General features: G+C 64.8%; 15 protein-coding genes and 3 tRNA genes. 13 read left to right on the top strand and 5 right to left on the bottom strand.

Features of this window, described 5'->3' with window-relative positions; translation table 11 throughout:
• The first annotated feature begins 100 nt into the window (after positions 1–100).
• The 9 genes from VGR67_03055 (at position 101) to VGR67_03015 (ending at position 7,602) form a co-directional block, all read left to right on the top strand.
• On the top strand, positions 101–652 hold the full coding sequence (locus VGR67_03055) for a sigma-70 family RNA polymerase sigma factor (protein HEV8335373.1): 552 nt from the start codon (positions 101–103) through the stop codon (positions 650–652).
• A 22-nt stretch (positions 653–674) separates the two neighbouring features.
• The gene (locus VGR67_03050; GenBank protein HEV8335372.1) at positions 675–1,283 is read left to right on the top strand and encodes a zf-HC2 domain-containing protein; all 609 of its coding nucleotides are present in this window, start codon (positions 675–677) and stop codon (positions 1,281–1,283) included.
• A 22-nt stretch (positions 1,284–1,305) separates the two neighbouring features.
• Positions 1,306–1,893: a hypothetical protein gene (locus tag VGR67_03045; GenBank protein HEV8335371.1), complete on the top strand. Its 588-nt coding sequence runs from the start codon at positions 1,306–1,308 to the stop codon at positions 1,891–1,893.
• 1 nt (position 1,894) lies between these two features.
• Entirely contained in the window at positions 1,895–2,293 is a 399-nt protein-coding gene (locus VGR67_03040; GenBank protein ID HEV8335370.1) for a YraN family protein, read from the top strand.
• A gap of 88 nt (positions 2,294–2,381) precedes the next feature.
• Positions 2,382–2,456 (top strand) — tRNA-Gly (locus tag VGR67_03035).
• 109 nt (positions 2,457–2,565) lie between these two features.
• Positions 2,566–2,640 (top strand) — tRNA-Cys (locus VGR67_03030).
• A 163-nt stretch (positions 2,641–2,803) separates the two neighbouring features.
• Positions 2,804–6,460 carry a carboxypeptidase regulatory-like domain-containing protein gene (locus VGR67_03025; GenBank protein HEV8335369.1) on the top strand — a complete coding sequence of 1,219 codons (3,657 nt, stop codon included), beginning with the start codon at positions 2,804–2,806 and terminating at the stop codon, positions 6,458–6,460.
• Between the two features lie 55 nt (positions 6,461–6,515).
• Positions 6,516–6,601: transfer RNA gene (locus VGR67_03020), tRNA-Leu, on the top strand.
• Positions 6,602–7,416: 815 nt separating this feature from the next.
• Entirely contained in the window at positions 7,417–7,602 is a 186-nt protein-coding gene (locus VGR67_03015) for a hypothetical protein (protein ID HEV8335368.1), read from the top strand.
• Here the strand turns inward: VGR67_03015 and VGR67_03010 are convergent.
• From VGR67_03010 to VGR67_02990, 5 genes are all read right to left on the bottom strand, one after another.
• Positions 7,586–8,863 (bottom strand): replication-associated recombination protein A, encoded by a 1,278-nt coding sequence (locus VGR67_03010; GenBank protein HEV8335367.1) that lies wholly within the window; start codon positions 8,861–8,863, stop codon positions 7,586–7,588. The two genes, VGR67_03015 and VGR67_03010, sit on opposite strands and share 17 nt — an antisense overlap.
• A gap of 97 nt (positions 8,864–8,960) precedes the next feature.
• Entirely contained in the window at positions 8,961–9,557 is a 597-nt protein-coding gene (locus VGR67_03005) for a helix-turn-helix transcriptional regulator (protein HEV8335366.1), read from the bottom strand.
• A 113-nt stretch (positions 9,558–9,670) separates the two neighbouring features.
• Positions 9,671–9,931 (bottom strand): zf-HC2 domain-containing protein, encoded by a 261-nt coding sequence (locus VGR67_03000; protein HEV8335365.1) that lies wholly within the window; start codon positions 9,929–9,931, stop codon positions 9,671–9,673.
• Positions 9,928–10,524, bottom strand: coding sequence for a sigma-70 family RNA polymerase sigma factor (locus VGR67_02995; protein ID HEV8335364.1), 597 nt, complete (start codon positions 10,522–10,524; stop codon positions 9,928–9,930). Before VGR67_02995 ends, VGR67_03000 begins: the two co-directional genes overlap by 4 nt.
• A 114-nt stretch (positions 10,525–10,638) precedes the next feature.
• Complete coding sequence (locus VGR67_02990) at positions 10,639–11,994, bottom strand: glycosyltransferase (GenBank protein HEV8335363.1); 1,356 nt, start codon at positions 11,992–11,994, stop codon at positions 10,639–10,641.
• A gap of 260 nt (positions 11,995–12,254) precedes the next feature.
• On the opposite strand from VGR67_02990, the gene VGR67_02985 reads away from it, so the two are divergent.
• The 4 genes from VGR67_02985 to VGR67_02970 are packed head-to-tail and all read left to right on the top strand — an operon-like array spanning position 12,255 to position 16,683.
• A complete protein-coding gene (locus VGR67_02985) occupies positions 12,255–13,571 on the top strand; it encodes a cation:proton antiporter (GenBank protein HEV8335362.1) in 1,317 nt (438 codons plus the stop codon).
• 48 nt (positions 13,572–13,619) lie between these two features.
• Positions 13,620–13,910, top strand: a complete 291-nt coding sequence (locus VGR67_02980; GenBank protein ID HEV8335361.1) for a hypothetical protein — start codon at positions 13,620–13,622, stop codon at positions 13,908–13,910.
• Positions 13,907–15,361: a TldD/PmbA family protein gene (locus VGR67_02975; GenBank protein HEV8335360.1), complete on the top strand. Its 1,455-nt coding sequence runs from the start codon at positions 13,907–13,909 to the stop codon at positions 15,359–15,361. Before VGR67_02980 ends, VGR67_02975 begins: the two co-directional genes overlap by 4 nt.
• Positions 15,358–16,683, top strand: a complete 1,326-nt coding sequence (locus VGR67_02970) for a TldD/PmbA family protein (protein ID HEV8335359.1) — start codon at positions 15,358–15,360, stop codon at positions 16,681–16,683. The genes VGR67_02975 and VGR67_02970 overlap by 4 nt, the downstream gene beginning before the upstream one ends.
• Positions 16,684–16,694: the final 11 nt, after the last annotated feature.

Here is a 16,694-nt window from a genome sequence, read left to right as displayed (position 1 = left end):
CTCCTGCGGCCCGCCGCCGGCTTCCGGCCGCGGGCAGAGCGATTTCCTTCAACCAACTCCGGGGCAACATGGTCGAATCAAACAAGAGGGCGCAGCACGGATGACCTCCTCGCCGGAGCGGAACGAGAGGGACCTGGCGCTGGTCCGCCGGTTCCAGGCGGGGGACGAGACGGCATTCGATCATCTGGTACGCGAGCACCGCGTGGAGGTTTACCGGCTCGCCCACCGGCTGACGGGCAATCACGCCGATGCCGATGACCTGGCTCAGGAGGCTTTCTTGAGGGTTTTCCGGGCTCTGCCCCGATTTCGGGGCGAATCCGCTTTTCGGACCTGGTTGATTCGGGTCGTGCTGAATCTGGCGGCCGACCGAGGCAAGGCGCGGCTGCCGCGGTGCCTGGTCCCGCTGGAGAAGGTCCCGGAAGGGGTCCTTCCCCGAGTTTCCCCGCCGGGCAACTCCGATCTCCTGAGAAAGGCGAACCTGGATCGCGCCGTCAGCCTGCTTCCCCCTCGCCAGCGCGAGACGCTGATCCTGCGCATCTTCCAGGAGATGAAGTTCCATGAGATCGCCGCGGTGATGGGATGCACGGTGGGCACCGCGAAGGCGAATTTTTTTCACGCCGTAAAGGGGCTGAGAGGGAGGGTCCGGGTCTGACTCGGACGGGGGATCCCCGAATATGAATTGCCGGAGCGTTCAAGACGCCTTGTCGATCCTCCTTGTGGGGGAAGGCGGGCCGGAGGCGCCCGCTGCCATCCTGGAGCACCTGGCGCACTGCGCCGCCTGCCGGTCGGAGTCGGAGCATCTTCGCGAAGTCCTGGAGAATCTGCGACCGGCCCGTGTTCCCGATCCCGGAGAGGCGTACTGGAGTTCTTTCCTGCCTCGCCTGCGGGACCGGATCGCGCGGGAAACGGCCCGCCGCCCCGGGTCCGGGATGTCCCGGTGGGCCGTGGCGGCGGTCGTGACGCTCTTTCTCCTTGGCGGAGCGGTGTCGATGGCCTGGAAGCCGTCGATCGAGAGCAATCCACGCATGGCCCTGCAATGGCTGAAGACCGGGGTTCCTCCCGATGCCATGAGCGACACCCTGGAGGAGATCCTGCCCGGCGGCGACCTCGGCGATCCGTCCGCCGCGGACGAGGACCTGAATTGGCCCCCGCCGACCGAGCTCCAGGGCGCGCTGGACACGGTGTGTCCCCAGGATGATTCCGACATCTACACGGCGGCAAGCGATCTCCCGCCGGAAGCCCGTGAGCTGCTGCTGCAGGCGCTGATCTCCGACCGGGTCTGAAGCCTGCCAAGGAGGAAAGACGATGATACGAATCCTTCGAACCCCTTCCATCGCCGGACGTCGCGTCCTCATCCTGGCGATGCTGGGCGCCGTGACCGTGGCGCCGCTTCTGGGCGCTCCGGCGCCGTCGCCCCGGCCCGCGCCTCCCGCCGAAAACGACGAGCTGCGCGGCACGCTCCAGGTCCTCATGATCGTCTCCATGAAAAAAGCCCTGGAGCTGAGCCCGGAGCAGGAGATGCAGGTCGTCCCGAAGGTCCGGCAAATCTTCGACGAGCGCGAGAGCTTCGCCCGGCAGCGCCGCAATGTCATGCATCGGATGCAGGTCAAGCTCGGCGAAGACTCGGTCCCGGAGCAGGAGTTCCGGACCGGGGTCGTCCGCCTCGAGGAGATCGAAAGGCAGCACCGGGAGATGGAGAGCCGGCTGCGGAACGAAATCGATCGCTCCCTGAGTCCCCGGCAGCAGGCCGAACTGCGGCTTTTCGTTCCCCGTTTTCGCCAGCAGATGCAGATGCACATCGACGAGGCTCGCCGCCTTCACGAAAGACGCCAGCCGAGCCCGGCGCCGCCGGCCCTGGAGGATCACGATGCGTCCGAAGACGAGGAGTTCTGAGTTGTCCCTCCCCGTCTGGCGTCTGTCCGAGGAGTCCCGGGATCTCCGGTCGCTCGGGAATCTCGGAGAAGAAGCGGCCGCCCGCTACCTTCTGGAGAGGGGATTCTCGATTCTCCAAAGGGGATTCCGGGCGCGCTGCGGCGAGATCGATCTGATCGCGCGCGAGGGAGAGGAAATCGTCTTCGTCGAGGTGAAGACGCGCACCTCCGCCGCTTGCGGCGACCCTCTCGAGGCGATTACTCTCGCCAAGCGCCGCCGGATTCTGCGGGCGGCTTCCGTGTACCTGCAGGCCTCCGGCCGGTGGGACCGCCCGTGCCGTTTCGACCTGGTGGCGGTCCGGATCGGCACCGAAGGAACGCAACTCGAGCACGTCCGGGGCGCGTTCCGGGCCGACTCCTGAGCGGGTTCCTTCTTGACATGGCCACGGTCGTTTGCTATATGTCACGGTCTGTTCCGGGAACTCTACCCCGGAGCGAAGTTCCGCTCGAGCGGGAATAACTCAGTGGTAGAGTGCAACCTTGCCAAGGTTGAAGTCGCGGGTTCGAATCCCGTTTCCCGCTCCATTCCTTCCCCCGCCGCCTTCCCCCTCCCGCCAAATCCTGTTGCACCCGATCCATACCATCCTTATAATGGGGGTCAAATCCGGCAGTCGAGTCTGAATCCTGGCTCCGGGGCGGCGTAGCCAAGCGGTAAGGCAGAGGTCTGCAAAACCTCCATACATCGGTTCAATTCCGATCGCCGCCTCCATCTTCTTCCCGTTCTTCCCGAGGTCCGGCGGACCTGAGCCTGCTGCTTGGATTCAGCGCCTGGTGCCGCCCCCGCGCTGTTGCCATTGCGCCGCCCCGACACCGGTCCTATAATCAGGCCAACTCTCGGTTCCGAACAGGTGAGCCCCGTCGGGGGTGGCATCATGGGCCGCACGAAGCAAAGGCTGGGGCTGCTCGCCGTCCTGCTTCTCCTCGCCTCGTCCCCCTCCTGGCCGGGGACGACGGCCGACCTCAAGGGCAGGGTCGTCGACAAATCCGGCCAGCCCCTTCCCGGGGCGACGATCGTCGTGCGCAACGACGCGCTCGCCGTCGGCGAACTCGGGGCCATCGCCGATCGGGAAGGGAACTTCAGGCTCTTCCGCCTGCCGCCCGGGAGGGGTTACCGCGTCCGCGTCGCCCTCGCCTCGTTCGCCCCTCTGGAATTCTCCGACATCGAGCTGACCGCGAACCAGGTCTACGTCCTCGACGTCGTCCTGCGTCCCGCCAGCGAGCTCCAGGAGACGATTCGGGTGAAGGGGCATTCCGATTTGGTGGACACCGAGAGTGTCGTGACCTCGACCACCTTTTCCTCGGAGTTCATCTCCGGGCTACCGGTCCTCGGAAGGAGATATCAGGATATCCTGAGTCTCGCGCCCGGCGTCACCGACGTGAACGACACGGGAAATCCGAACATCCACGGCGCGCGGGACACCGGGGTGGTGACGCTGGTCGACGGCGTGAGCACCACCGATCCCTTCACGGGCTACTACGGGCAGCAGCTCAATATCGAATCAATCGAGCAGATCGAGGTCATCACCTCCGGGGCCGCCGCCGAGTACAGCCGGGCTCAGGGAGGGTTCGCCAACATCGTCACCAAATCGGGCGGGAACCAATTCGAGGGGAGCTTCAAGTTCTTTCTGCGGACCTCCCGGCTCGACGGAGACGGCGCGGGAATCGATCGTCCCGACGTCCGAGGCGGTCTGGGCGAGATCGACGGGCTGCGCGAGTTAAGCTTCACCGACCTCTACCCCTTTCTGTCCCTGGCGGGCCCCATCGTCAAGGATCGGGCCTGGTATTATCTGGCCAATGAGTTCATCCAGGTGGAGACTCCCATCAACGCCGTCACCCAGGCCTTCGTGACGCGCACGCGCGGTCTTCGGGAGTTCGGGAAGACGACCTGGGAGATCAACGAGAGCCATCGCATGGCGTTCGCCCTCGCGCTCGATTACACGCGGGACGAGAATCAGGGGCTCGACAGCCAGACTGCCGTCGAGTCGGGGTATCAGTTCCAGCGCGGCGGGCCGACCTACACGCTCAAGGAGACCGCCGTCTTCTCACCCGCCCATCTGCTGGAATCCTCCGTCTCCTGGTTCGATAACTCGTTCCGGCGCGCGCCGACGCTGGATCCCGACACGAACCACAATGGGATACTGTTCATCGACGACGTGCGGGAGCTCGGAGGGAACAACGACGGGTTCTTCCAGGCGCGTGAGAGGGATCCGGGAGAAGACTTCGATCGCGACAGGGTCTACGATCTTTTCGAGGATTTCAACCACAACGGGCGACTCGACAACCGTGAGGATCGGGACGGGGATGGCCGGGTGACGCCCCCGGGTGGGTGCGAAGGCGTCGAGAACGAAGATTTGAATTGCAACGGCCTTCTCGATCGGGAGTTCGACCTCAACGAGAACGGGCAGCTGGATCCCGACGAGGATCTGGGGATTGACGGGCTCGACGGCACGGCCGGAAACGGCCTCTTCGACTCCGAGGACGTCAACCACAACAATCTCCTCGATACGGTGGGCAACTCGGGGCCGACGCCGTTTCCCTTCTACGTCGACCGGAACGGCAACCGCCGCCGGGACTTCGGAGAATTCAAGTCGCCATTGTTCCCGGATCGCGATTATCGCGTCGAAGAGAGCTCGGGCCGCGTCTCAGGTCCGAACTCCTGGCAATTCGACGACCATCGGCAGCGCTTCACGGTCCGGGAGGACTTCTCCCTTTACTTGGACGGCGGAGGAAGCCACGAGCTCAAGGCGGGGCTGGTCTACGAGCGCGAGCGGTTCGAGCGGAACACCCACCAGCGCACGATTCTGGAGGTCAAGACCGGGCTCGGGATCGCCGATCCGGGGAACCTTCAACAGGGAGGTTCCGTCACGGCCCACCTGCCGACCATACCCGGCATCGACAACAGCGCCTCCGGGAACAATCTGGGCCTCTACGTCCAGGATACCTACAAGCCGCTGCCGAACCTGACCTTGGGCCTCGGCCTCCGGTTCGATTTCGAGGATCTCCGCTCCTTCGGGCATGAGGTTTTCGATCCGGCGGCCGAAAGGAACGACTACGACGCCCTGCTCAATCTGAGCGGCATCGAGAACGACGTGAGCCCCCACGACGCCAATTTCGACGGGATCGTCGATCTTGGACTCGCCGACTCGGATCCCTTGTATTCAGGGGCGGTGAGCGCCGACTTTCGCCTCCGTCTCGAGCACATCATCAGCGAGCTGAGAAGCCTGGGGGCGCGGCGCTTTACGCAGCATGAATTCCAGACCCTGATTCTGGGGCCCTATCTTTCCACCGTTCTCGGCCAGAACGTGGATGTCCAGGATTTCTTCGAGCACGGGATCAACCTCCGGCGCGACGAGGACGTCCGCATCCGGAACGCGAACGTGGCCCCTCGGGTGAGTCTGAGCTGGGACCCCTGGGCCGACGGGAAGTCCAAGGCCTTCGCTTCCTGGGGCCGCTTCTACGACAAGCTGTTCCTGAACACGATGGTCCTCGAGGAAGGCCCCGACACGGTGACGCGGTATTACAATTTCGACGCGAATGGGGTCGACTTCTTCGGCAGGCCGAACAACCAGATCGGCAGGAGCCGATCCATGTCCCCTCCCACCGCGTTCCAGATCGATCGCCGGCTCGCCACTCCCTATACCGACGAGCTCACGGTGGGTTTCGAGAGGGAGCTCGCCCCCGAGTGCTCCCTGTCGGTGACTTACGTCCGGAGGGATTACCGTCATCAGCTCCAGGACATCGATCTGAATCACAGCACCCGCATCGACCCGTTCACGGGGAGATTCAGGGACGATCTGGGCAGGCAGGAGGTGGTCGGGGGGTTTGGGGACGAGGGCACCGCGACGGTCGCCGACGTGGCCGTTCCCGACGGTCGCCCCGATCTCTTCATCGAGAACATCTTCTTCAACCGGGTTTTCCGGCTGGGCAATTACAACGACCAGACCTACCGGGGGGTCGAGCTGGAACTGGTCAAGCGTCTGAGCCGAAAATGGCAAATGGAGGGAAGCTACACCTACTCGAGGAGCCAGGGCGCGGCCGAGACCTTCCTTTCCGAGAGCGGGGACGATCCCTCGCTCACCGAATTCGAATCGGGGTTCCTCGACTACGACCAGCGTCACGTCGTCAAGATCAACGCCGCGGCCTACCTGCCGGGCGATTGGCAGCTCGGCGGGACCGCCCAGTGGGCTTCGGGCCTGCCCTACTCCGTGGAGGATACCTTCAACGCCCTCGACAACGTCGGCTACGTTCAGCGGCGCCGCCGTTTCGGGACGCCGGACACGCAGGGGGGCTTCCTCACGGAGCACCGGAACGGCCATCGCAACCATTCCGTCTACACCTTCAACACGAGGACGGAGAAGAGCTTCGTCTTCGGAAAAACCTCGGCCGCGGCCTTCTTCGAGATCTTCAATCTCCTCAACAGCGACGATCTCCGCATCACCTCCCTGAGCTCGAGCCGGGACATCCTGCAGGCGGACGAGCAGCGCCGCTTCGGCCGTCGGTACCAGTTCGGAATCCGCTTCGACTTCTGAGGTCTCTTCTCGAAGTCTTGACAGCCTCCTCGCAACTCCTCCAAGATGACGCCGTGCCGGGATGGCGAAACAGGTAGACGCAAGGGACTTAAAATCCCTCGGGGCGCAAGCCCCATGTCGGTTCGATTCCGACTCCCGGCATCTCCCCGCCGCGCGCCGATCCCGGCGCAGCTCCCGCGTTCCGCCGCCGGTCGGATCCCGCGAGCTCGGACGCTCTTCGATTCCCCGGTGCTGGGGGAAAATCGCCCGCGCGTCCTCGGTCGGGACTCGGGCCGCGTTACTCCCGGCGGCCGATCGCGGGTCGTCGATCGATGAGGAGCGATCAAAAAATATGATCGTGACGCCGAAAAGTCGTTGACACGTGATCAGGTGCGTGATATAAAAAATGTCGAACGTGATCGTGAACTCTGATCCCGGTCTTCACTCGAAGGAGATGAAACAGAATCGAAGGGCTGAAGAAAGAGGATTCGGCCCGACGAAGAGTGAACCCGGGCAACAGAAGCGGTGAAAAACGATCCCGGATGTCAGACCCAAACTCGAACCTCCGAACGATCCTCAGGTCCGTCCCCTCCTTCCTCTGGATTCATTCTTCTTTCTTTCTCCATCATCCGTCCGCCGGCCCGTTTCGCCAGAACTTGACATCGAGATGGGGAACGCTACATTCCCCCTGTGATGGATGCGCGAGAAGCTGACGAAAGAATCCTCACACCATCATCCGGGAAAGGAGGTGAGTGACCATAGCTGCCAAGAAGAAGGCTAAGAAGACCGCGAAGAAGAAGGCTACGAAGAAAAAGAGATAAGCTCGAGCCGTTTCTTCAGCGACTCAAAGGGGTGAGCAATCACCCCTATTTTTTTGCCGGGCGGCCGCCCGGACAAGGGGCCGAAAGGTGTGCTAGTCTTTGCGTCGCCGGAAAGCCGGCCGCGCGAGGACCCGGGCCGCCGAGAGGAAGGATGCGATGCCGAACAGCTCCCGCACCTGCAAGATTGGAGAGAAGGCGGGTCTTTCCGGAACCTACGAGTGCCTGAACTGCAAGTATTCCGGAACGGAGACGAAGATCCAGATGGAAAAGGACTCGATCCTCCCGATGTGCGCCACCTGCAAGGACCCGGACACCACGTGGCACTTCAGGAAGGCTTCTTGACCGGAGCCCGGCGCTTCAAAGCCCACTCTTTCATCCTTTCCGCGATCACCTTTTCGTATCCCTCCGCGCTCGGGCGGTAGAACAGGGATCCGCGCAGGCTCTCCGGCAGACATTCCATCGACGTCGCCCCGGTTTCGAAATCGTGGGCGTACCGGTAGTCCCGGCCGTATCCAAGATTCTTCATGAGCGGCGTTTCGGCATTTCGGAGGTGCAGGGGAACCGGCTCCGTGTGCCCTTCCCGAATCGTGCCGACGGCCTCTTCGTAGGCCTCGTAGATCGAGTTGCTCTTGGGGGCGGTGGCCAGGTAGACGGCGGCCTGCGCGAGGGCGAGGGATCCTTCCGGCATCCCGAGGAAGTGCACCGCCTGCTGGGCGGCCATGGCGACCGTCAGCGCCTGAGGATCGGCGTTCCCGACGTCCTCGCTGGCGAAGCGGATCATGCGGCGCGCCACGTAGAGTGGATCTTCGCCCGCCTCGAGCATTCTCGCCAGCCAGTACACGGAGGCGTGGGGGTCGGAGTTCCTCAGGCTCTTGTGCAACGCGGAGATGGCGTTGTAGTGCTCCTCCCCCGACTTGTCGTACACCAGCGGCTCTCTCTCGACCGCCCGGCGAATCGTCCCGCCGGAGACGCGCCGCCGCCCCTCGGAATCCGGCTTGGTCATCCGGGAGACGAGCTCCAGCGTGTTCAGCATCCTCCGCGCGTCCCCTGCGGCCATGGAGGCCACGAGCCGAGCCTCCGCCTCCGCGATCTCGACGCTTCCTCCGAGGCCCCTCGAGTCCCGCAGGGCCCGCTTCAGGATCGCCAGGAGAGGCTCCTCGCCAAGGGGCGTGAGAACGTAGACTTTGAGGCGTGAGAGCAGCGCGGCGTTGATCTCGAATGAGGGGTTCTCCGTGGTCGCCCCGACCAGGACAATCCCCCCGGATTCGACGAAGGGCAGGAAGGCATCCTGCTGGGAGCGATTGAACCGGTGAATCTCGTCCACGAAAACCAGGGTCCTTCGGCCCGTCGACCGGAGATGCCGCTCCGCCCGGGTCATGACTTCCCGGACCTCTTTAATCCCGGAAAGGACCGCCGAGAAGGGAACGAATGGCGCCCCGGTGACCGAAGCCATCAGGCGGGCCAGGGTCGTCTTCCCCGATCCCGGGGGGCCCCAGAGGATGTGGGAGTGGATTTCCCCGCTGTCGAGGCCGACGCGAAGCGGCCGGCCCGGCCCGAGCAGGTCCTCCTGGCCCACCATCTCGTCGAGGGTCCGGGGACGCATGCGATCCGCCAGGGGCGGAAGCGGGGCGGCGCGGGCGGGGGCAGGTTCGGGAAAGAGTTCCATGGCACGACCGGGGAAAAAGCTCGGGACCCCGAAGCTACTCCTGGACGTCGGCGGCGCCGGTCAGGCGCGTCTCCTTTTCTTCGTCGGGGTCGACGGCCGGTGGCGAGGAGAGAGTCTGGAAATCCCGGACCTGTGAATCGACCAGGGACTCCATGACCGCTTCATGGACTCCCAGGGCGGCGGCAATCGCTTTGCGGGTCACGAGATCGAAGTCGCGGAGGACCCGGCCCACGTCCTGAAGATCGGCATCGGAAAACTCGCGCTGGGCCTTCTCGCGGATCCGCTGGCAGGCCTTCTCGAGCATGTCGAGGGCGGAGGTGAGAGTTCGGCGCTGCCCATCCGTGAAACGATGAAAGCGCTCCGCCAGCCGGTAGACGTCCACGGGAATCTTCTCGCGCTCCTCCGAGCCGTTCTCCCAGTGCCGGCCGGTCAGGATCCATTCCACCGTCGTGTTACCCACCCGCGCCAGCTCCAAGAGACGCTTCACTTCGGGAAGAATCCCATTTTCATATTTGTGAATGGCCGGCTGGGTGGCGCCGAGGATGTCGGCCATCTGCCATTGCTTGAGGTCTTTTTCCTTGCGCAAACGCTTGATTCGCTTGCCGATTTCCTTCTTGTTGAGAGGATCCATGAAAAAGGCTCCCGCCGTGCGGCGACGCTTGAATGGTTTCTTCGGGGAAAACCCGCGGTCATTTTATCGTGAGGGCGGTGAAACTACAAGCCCTATGGGCCTTTCGGCAGAACCTACTTGCCGCGGATCCTGTCCTTGAGGAAGGAGTGGAGGCGGGTGCGAAGCTCGTCGGGCATCTCTTCCAGAAGGTTCTCGCGGCAAAGGGCGCGCGTTTTTTGAAAGGTCTTCAGGAATCGCTCGCACGGCGGACAGGCTCCCAGATGCTCCTCCAGAGCCCCGCGGGTCTCCGGGGAAAGCTCGCCGTCCACGTAGTCGCTGAGGAGTCCGAAGACTTCCCGGCAGCCCGGTCCGGCGGGACGCTGAGGGTCGCTCATCGGGGAATCCCCTGAAGATGGCGTGAGAGCCGGTTTCGCAGAAACATCCGCGCCCGGTGAAGCCTCGTCTTGGTGGCCGCCACCGTCAGGCCCAGGATTTCCGCCACCTCCTGGTTCGACAGCTCCTCGACGTCCCGCAGCGTGAAGATCGCCCGGTACTCTTCCGGCAGGGCCGCCACCGCCTCGCGAATGATGCCGCCGAGCTCCTGGCGCAGCAGCGCGTCGTCGGCCCGCTCGCTCCAATCGCGAATGGCGCCCCGGGCGTGGCCGGTCGCGGAATCGAAGGATTCCTCGTCATCCAGGGGGATCGCCTTGTCGTGCCGGCTCTTGGAGCGCAGCTTCATGTAGACCGAATTGAGCGCGATCCGGTAGAGCCAGGTGGAGAAGGCCGATTCCCCCTTGAAGGAGTCGATTTTGCGGAAAACGCTGAGGAAAGCGTCCTGGACCGCATCCAGAGCGTCCTCCCGGTTCTTCATCATTCCCAGGGCCAGGCGATAGACCTTTCCTTCATACCGCTCCATCAACGCGTCGAACGCGGAGGGATCCCCGTGCCGGGTGCGCTCGACGAGAGCCGCGTCCCGATCGCCCGTCAATTGGTCCGCTTCTTGAGATGCCATGGGGTGATCGATCGATTCGGCCCGCAGCCTAGCATAGGGGCCTGAAAGGCGGCAAGCCGGCGCCGCCAGACCGGTTCCTGAGAGACCCGATCAACGCGTCAGCCAGGAATTGTTCTTGAAGGTCAGGAGGGCGTAGGGGACGGTCCACATCAGGAAGAAGACATGCAGGAACGAGTAAAGGACCCCGTAGAGAAAGTCCGTGTTCTTCTCGAACCGTATGTAAAAGAGCATGTAGGTGATTCCCATGATGACGATGAGCGCCAGGAACCGGAGGATTAGGATGGGGTCGACGAAGATGTGGTAGATGGAGTACAGCGTCACGTAGAACTGCAACGGGATCAGCAAGGTGGTGAGGATGAAATCGAAGGCGGCCGGGAACCGGTACTTCTCGCGATACCGGGTGAACATGAAGGTGGAGAAGATGATGCTCTCGCGAATGAAGCTCTTGTGCCACCGGGTGAGCATCCGGGCGAGCTTCGGAAGCGTCGTGGGGGCGAGGGTCTTCACTTCGGCCGTCCTTTGGTAGATCGTGTGGTAGCCTTCGCGCAGGATGAAATTCGTGAGCGCCCGGTCGTCCCCGTACGTGCAGCTTTGGCCGATGAACTCCTGGTCCAGCCAGGCCTGCTGAAACCTCTTCACGACCTTGCGCCGGTAGGCCGACAGGACCCCGGAGCAGCACATGACGGTCTTGAAGACCGAGGTCGAGGCCCGGAAGAACTCGAAGGCCATCACGTACCGGACGGCCAGCATGCGCGTCAACAGGTTCTCCGCCTTGTTGTAGACCTTCACCCGCGCCGTCGTGGCGCCCACCTGAGGATCCGCGAACGGCGCCACGAGATGGCGCGCGGCGTCGGCCGCGATGACGCTGTCGGAATCCAGCGTGATCAGGATCTCCCCCTTGGAGTGGTTGAAGCCGGTGGCGAGCGCCTGGCGCTTGCCGCGATTGCGGGAATGGCGCAGCACCTGGACCATTCCCGGATGCCGGGCGGCCGCACGCTGGATGTACTTCCAGGTGTCGTCGGTGGAGCCGTCGTCGATGCAGACCACCTCCATCCGCTCCCGGGGATAGTTGGAGGTGGCGCTGGACTCGATCGCCTTCTCCACCATCGCCCCCTCGTTGAAGGCGGGAATGATGAAGCTGATCGTCGGAAGGTCGTCCCGCACGGGATAGGGTTTGTACAGAAAGCAGAGGATGGCCCGGTAGGGAAGATGAATCATGATCAGGCAGCTGTAGGCGAGCAGCGGAAGCGACAGGAAGCGCGTGACGAAGCTGATGTTGTACCAGTAATGCGCCCGAGCGAACGAGCCGCTGATGTAGGCGGAGAACAGGATGAGGCTGAAGGCGAGGAAGACGACGGTCTTGGTGAGCTTTTCGGTGCTTTGGACGCGGTCCAGCGGAGCCGGAGGGCCCACCCATTCCTCGCGGCGACCGACTCGTTCGAGCATGTTCTGACGATCCCAAAACCGGGTTCAGGAGGCGGTCGGAGCCCTCGATCTCCGGACGGGGAACACTTCCGATCCCCGGCAAGCACGCGTGACGCATCTGACGAAAAAGGCGTGAGTTTTTATCATGATTCGGGGGGAGAGTCAATTTCGCACCCCCGCTGGGATTGCGGGCCGGCGCGGGGCTTTGACAGAACGTCGCTCGACCACTTATAAGGTAGCCGCCGGACGGCTTTCTGGGTCGTCCGGCGACGGAGAGCCGCTTGACCCATCTTCTTCAACTCCTTCTATTCCTAGCCGTGATTCTCGTAGCCGCCAAAGGGGCGGGCTCCTTGAGCAGCCGGCTCGGGCTGCCGGCGGTGTTCGGCGAGATTCTCGCCGGGCTTCTTCTCGGCCCGACTCTCTTCGACGTCCTGGGGCTCCGGATCTTCGCGCCGTCCGGAATGGGAGATTCGCTTCATCCCGCTCTGGGGGGGATCGTCCACGATCTCGCGGAGATTGGGGTCATCTTGTTGATGTTCGTGGCCGGCATGGAGACCGATTTGCAGGAGATGAGGCGGGTCGGCCGGGCCGCCTTCTGGTCCGCCGCCGGAGGAGTCGTCCTGCCGTTCCTTCTGGGGATCCTCACCGCGCGGCTCTTCGGACGCCCCTGGGTCGAGTGCATCTTCGTCGGGACGGTCCTCACCGCGACCAGCGTGAGCATCTCGGCGCAGACTCTCTTCGAGCTCGGGGCGCTGCGCACCCGCGAAGGGACCACCATCCTCGGCGCCGCGGTGATCGACGACGTCATGGGGATCTTCGTCCTGTCGCTCGTCATCGCCTTCACGGGCGCCGGGGCCGCCGCCTCGGGGGAGCGGTTCGGGATCACGGATATCCTACTGATCGGCGTGCGGATGGCGTTCTTCTTCGGGCTCGGGTGGCTTGCCGGCCGCCGCTTCCTCGAGAGAATCACCGAGCGCGTCAGGCGCCTTCCCACGAGCCAGCCGCTGATGGCGTTCGTGCTGCTCGTCGCGTTCGGGTACGCGTTCGCCGCCGAGTTCGTGGGGCGCGTCGCCGCGATTACCGGCTCGTACCTGGCCGGCCTCCTCTTCGCCCAGACCCGCTTCAAGGCGGAAATCGATCGGGGAATCCATTCCGTCACCTATTCCCTCTTCGTGCCGATTTTCTTCGTGGACATCGGCTTGCAGGCCAACGGCCGCGAGATCGCCGCTTCGGGGCGGGGTATCTTTTTCGCGTCGGTGATCGTGGCCGTTGCGATTCTCTCGAAAATCGCCGGCTGCGGCGCGCTCGCCCGGCTCTCGGGATTCAGCCCCAGGGAATCGCTGCGGGTCGGAATCGGCATGATCTCCCGTGGCGAGGTCGGATTGATCGTCGCCGGCTACGGTCTGGCGGCGGGGGTGATCGAGCGGGAGGTGTTCTCCGTCATGGTGGTGATGGTCCTCGCCACGACGATGGTGACGCCCATTCTGCTCCGGCTGGTCTTCCCGGGCCGCGCGGGCGGTCCGGCGACGGCGCGCGTGGTCGAGTCGATCTCTCACGTCGAGACGGAACGGCTCCCCCCGGAGCGGCGCAAGGGTTGACAGCCCGAAAGCGGTTCGAATACCGTACGGGCTCCGGGAGGAGGGCCCATGGATCGACGCGCTTTCCTCAGGTCCTCGCTTCATCTCGTGGCGGCCCTCGGCGCCGTGCTTCCCGCCCTTCCCGGGTTCTCCGCCCCACGGGACGCCCGCCGCGTGCAATCCACCGCCGGATCCCCGTCGCCTGAGTTCGTGGAGTACGGGTCCCCCTACCGCAAATCGTGCGACGCCGTGGCGGCCGCCGGCGGCCGACGCGATCCCGCTCTCATCCGGGAGGATTGGATTCACCACCGCATGCCCGATGCCTGGCGCGACCGGCTCGTCCTGGGGATCGCCGAATGAACGAGCTGGCCGCCCTGGGGCTGGAGGCGGCGCGCTCCGCCGGGGCGGGATACGCCGACGTGCGTATCAACCGGTACCGGAACCAGCGGCTCGCCGCCCGCGAGGACCACCTCACGGCGATCTCCGACGAAGAATCGTACGGCATGGGGATCCGGGTGCTCGTCAAGGGGACCTGGGGGTTCGCGGCCAGCAGCCGGGTCACCCGGGAGGAAGTGCCGAGGGTCGCCGCGCTGGCGGTGGCCACCGCGAAAGCGAACGTCGCCGGCCGGAGCGAGGCGGTCCGCCTCGTCCCCGTGGAGCGGTACGAGGACGTCTGGCAGACCCCCTACGTCAAAGATCCCTTCGAGGTGCCGCTCGACCGCAAGGTGGAGCTGCTGCTCGCCATCAACCGCGAGGCCCTCCGGGTGAAAGGGGCGAAATACTGCTCCTCGTCGCTCCATTTCGTCCGTGAAGACAAGAGTTTCGCGTCGACCGCCGGGACGCTGCTTTCGCAGACGCTGGTCCGCTGCAACCCGGCCTACACCGTGACGGCCGTGGATGGAAAGACGGGAAGATTCGCGACGCGATCCCACGACATCCCGCCCGCGGCGTACGGCTACGAGTACGTCGAGGAGGCGCATCTGGCTGACGCGGCGGGACGAATCGCCGAGGAGGCGGTGCAGAAGCTGCGGGCGCGCCCGGCCGGGGCGGGGCGCAAAGACCTGGTGCTGCATCCTTCCAATCTCTGGCTCACGATCCACGAGTCGGTCGGCCACCCGACCGAGCTGGATCGCGCCCTTGGATACGAGGCGAATTTTGCCGGCACCTCTTTCGCGACGCCCGACAAGCTGGGCAAGCTCCGGTTCGGCTCCCCCCGGGTGAACTTCATCGCCGACCGGATCCTCCCCGGCGGGCTGGCGACGGTGGGCTACGACGACGACGGCGTGAAGGCGCGGCGATGGCACCTGGTCAAGGACGGCCTCTTCGTCGATTACCAGACGACGCGCGAGCAGGCCCGGTGGATCGGGCAGAACTCCAGCAAGGGATGCGCCCACGCCGACTCCTGGGCCTCCATCCCGTTCCAGCGCATGCCGAACGTCTCGCTGCTGCCCGGGACCGCCGCGCGGAGCGCCGAGGAGCTGATCGCCGAGGTGAAGGACGGAATCTACATCGTCGGGGACGGCTCCTACAGCATCGATCAGCAGCGCTACAACTTCCAGTTCTCCGGGCAGTCCTTCCGGGAGATCAGGGACGGGAAGCTGGGCGATGCGCTGCGCGATCTGGCCTATCAGTCCAACACGACCGAGTTCTGGAACGCCTGCGACGGGCTCGGGGGGCCCGAAACCTGGATGACCCACGGCACCTTCTACGACGGCAAGGGCGAGCCCGGACAGGTCAACGCCGTCAGCCACGCCTCCCCCGTCGCGCGCTTCCGCGGGATCAACGTCCTGAGCACGGAGAGGAAGCTTTGATCCCGTCCGCCGAGGCGCTCCGTGCCATGGCGTCGAAGATCCTGGGCTTCTCGGGGGCCGAGGAGGCGCTCGTGCGCCTCGGCGCCGAGCGGCGGGGGAACACCCGCTTCGCCAACAATGGCATCACCACCGCCGGCTCGGCCGAGGATCTGACCGTCACGGTGGTGTCGGTCTTCGGAAAGCGCCACGGAGCGGCGCGGACCAACGTCACCGACGAAGCGTCGCTCGCGCGGGTGGTGCGGCGGAGCGAAGAGCTGGCCCGGCTTTCCCCGGAAGATCCGGAGTGGATGCCGGTCCTTCCGCCGCAAACCTATCTCAAGACGCAAGGCATCGATTCCGCCCTGGACGACCTCGGCCCGGAGGCGAGAGCCTCGCGAATCGCCGCCCTGACGGAACGGTCGAAATCGAAAGGCCTGCTCTCCTCCGGTTTTTTCGAGCACTCCTCGTCGGCCACGGCGCTCGCCAGCTCCGCGAGCCTGTTCGCCTATTCGGCCAGGACCGACGGGTCCTTTTCCACCACTGCACGGACCCGCGACGGAGCGGGCAGCGGCTGGGCCGGGCTCGACTTCGGGCGTCTGATCGACTTGGACGCGCAGCGGCTCGGGCGCTCCGCCATGGAGAAGGCCGCCCGCTCCGCTTCTCCGAAGGAGCTCCCGCCGGGGAAGTACACCGTGATCCTGGAGCCGCAGGCGGTGGCCGACCTGCTGGGTTCCCTCGCCCTCAGCCTGGAGGCGCGCAGCGCGGACGAAGGGCGCTCCGTCTTCTCCCGGCCCGGCGGCGGAACGCGGATTGGCGAGAAGATGCTGAGTGAGAAAGTGGACCTGATCTCGGATCCGACGGCCGCCGGCCTTTCCGGGGTCCTTTTCGACGAGGACGGCCTGCCGGCCCAGCGGATCACCTGGTTCGACCGGGGAGTGCTGCGTCACCTTCAGATGTCGCGCTACTGGGCCCGCAAGACGGCGAACCGGTCGACCGGACCGGTGGCGAATCTCATCCTGCCGGGCGGCACCGACACGGTCGAGGAGATGGTTCGAACCGCCGAGCGCGCCATCCTGGTCACGCGGTTCTGGTACATCCGGTTCGTCGATCCCCAGACCCTTCTCCTGACGGGCATCACGCGGGACGGCACCTTCCTGGTCGAGCACGGCAAGATCGCCCATGCCGTGAGGAATTTCCGGTTCAACGAGAGCCCGATCACGGTGCTGAAGAACGTGGAGATGATCTCCGCGCCCCGCCAGGTGGCCGGCGGTCCGATCCCCATGGCCATGCCCGCCCTCCGATCGCGCGAGTTCACCTTCAGCAGCGTCAGCCAGGCGGTCTAGGGCGGCGTCTC

The sequence above is a fragment of the Candidatus Polarisedimenticolia bacterium genome, from assembly GCA_036004685.1.
Classification (GTDB): Bacteria; Acidobacteriota; Polarisedimenticolia; order Gp22-AA2; family AA152; genus DASYRE01.
The sequence above is the reverse complement of the archived record's forward strand: the minus strand, read 5'-3'. Positions and strand labels throughout refer to the sequence as shown.

Excerpts from the sequence above, each read along its gene's own strand:
- VGR67_03015 (HEV8335368.1), top strand. The coding sequence starts at position 7,417 with ATGCCGAACAGCTCCCGCACCTGCAAGATTGGAGAGAAGGCGGGTCTT.
- VGR67_03055 (HEV8335373.1), top strand. The coding sequence starts at position 101 with ATGACCTCCTCGCCGGAGCGGAACGAGAGGGACCTGGCGCTGGTCCGC.
- VGR67_03000 (HEV8335365.1), bottom strand. The coding sequence starts at position 9,931 with ATGAGCGACCCTCAGCGTCCCGCCGGACCGGGCTGCCGGGAAGTCTTC.
- VGR67_03010 (HEV8335367.1), bottom strand. The coding sequence starts at position 8,863 with ATGCGTCCCCGGACCCTCGACGAGATGGTGGGCCAGGAGGACCTGCTC.
- VGR67_03050 (HEV8335372.1), top strand. The coding sequence starts at position 675 with ATGAATTGCCGGAGCGTTCAAGACGCCTTGTCGATCCTCCTTGTGGGG.
- VGR67_02975 (HEV8335360.1), top strand. The coding sequence starts at position 13,907 with ATGAACGAGCTGGCCGCCCTGGGGCTGGAGGCGGCGCGCTCCGCCGGG.
- VGR67_02980 (HEV8335361.1), top strand. The coding sequence starts at position 13,620 with ATGGATCGACGCGCTTTCCTCAGGTCCTCGCTTCATCTCGTGGCGGCC.
- VGR67_02990 (HEV8335363.1), bottom strand. The coding sequence starts at position 11,994 with ATGCTCGAACGAGTCGGTCGCCGCGAGGAATGGGTGGGCCCTCCGGCT.
- VGR67_03005 (HEV8335366.1), bottom strand. The coding sequence starts at position 9,557 with ATGGATCCTCTCAACAAGAAGGAAATCGGCAAGCGAATCAAGCGTTTG.
- VGR67_03025 (HEV8335369.1), top strand. The coding sequence starts at position 2,804 with ATGGGCCGCACGAAGCAAAGGCTGGGGCTGCTCGCCGTCCTGCTTCTC.
- VGR67_03045 (HEV8335371.1), top strand. The coding sequence starts at position 1,306 with ATGATACGAATCCTTCGAACCCCTTCCATCGCCGGACGTCGCGTCCTC.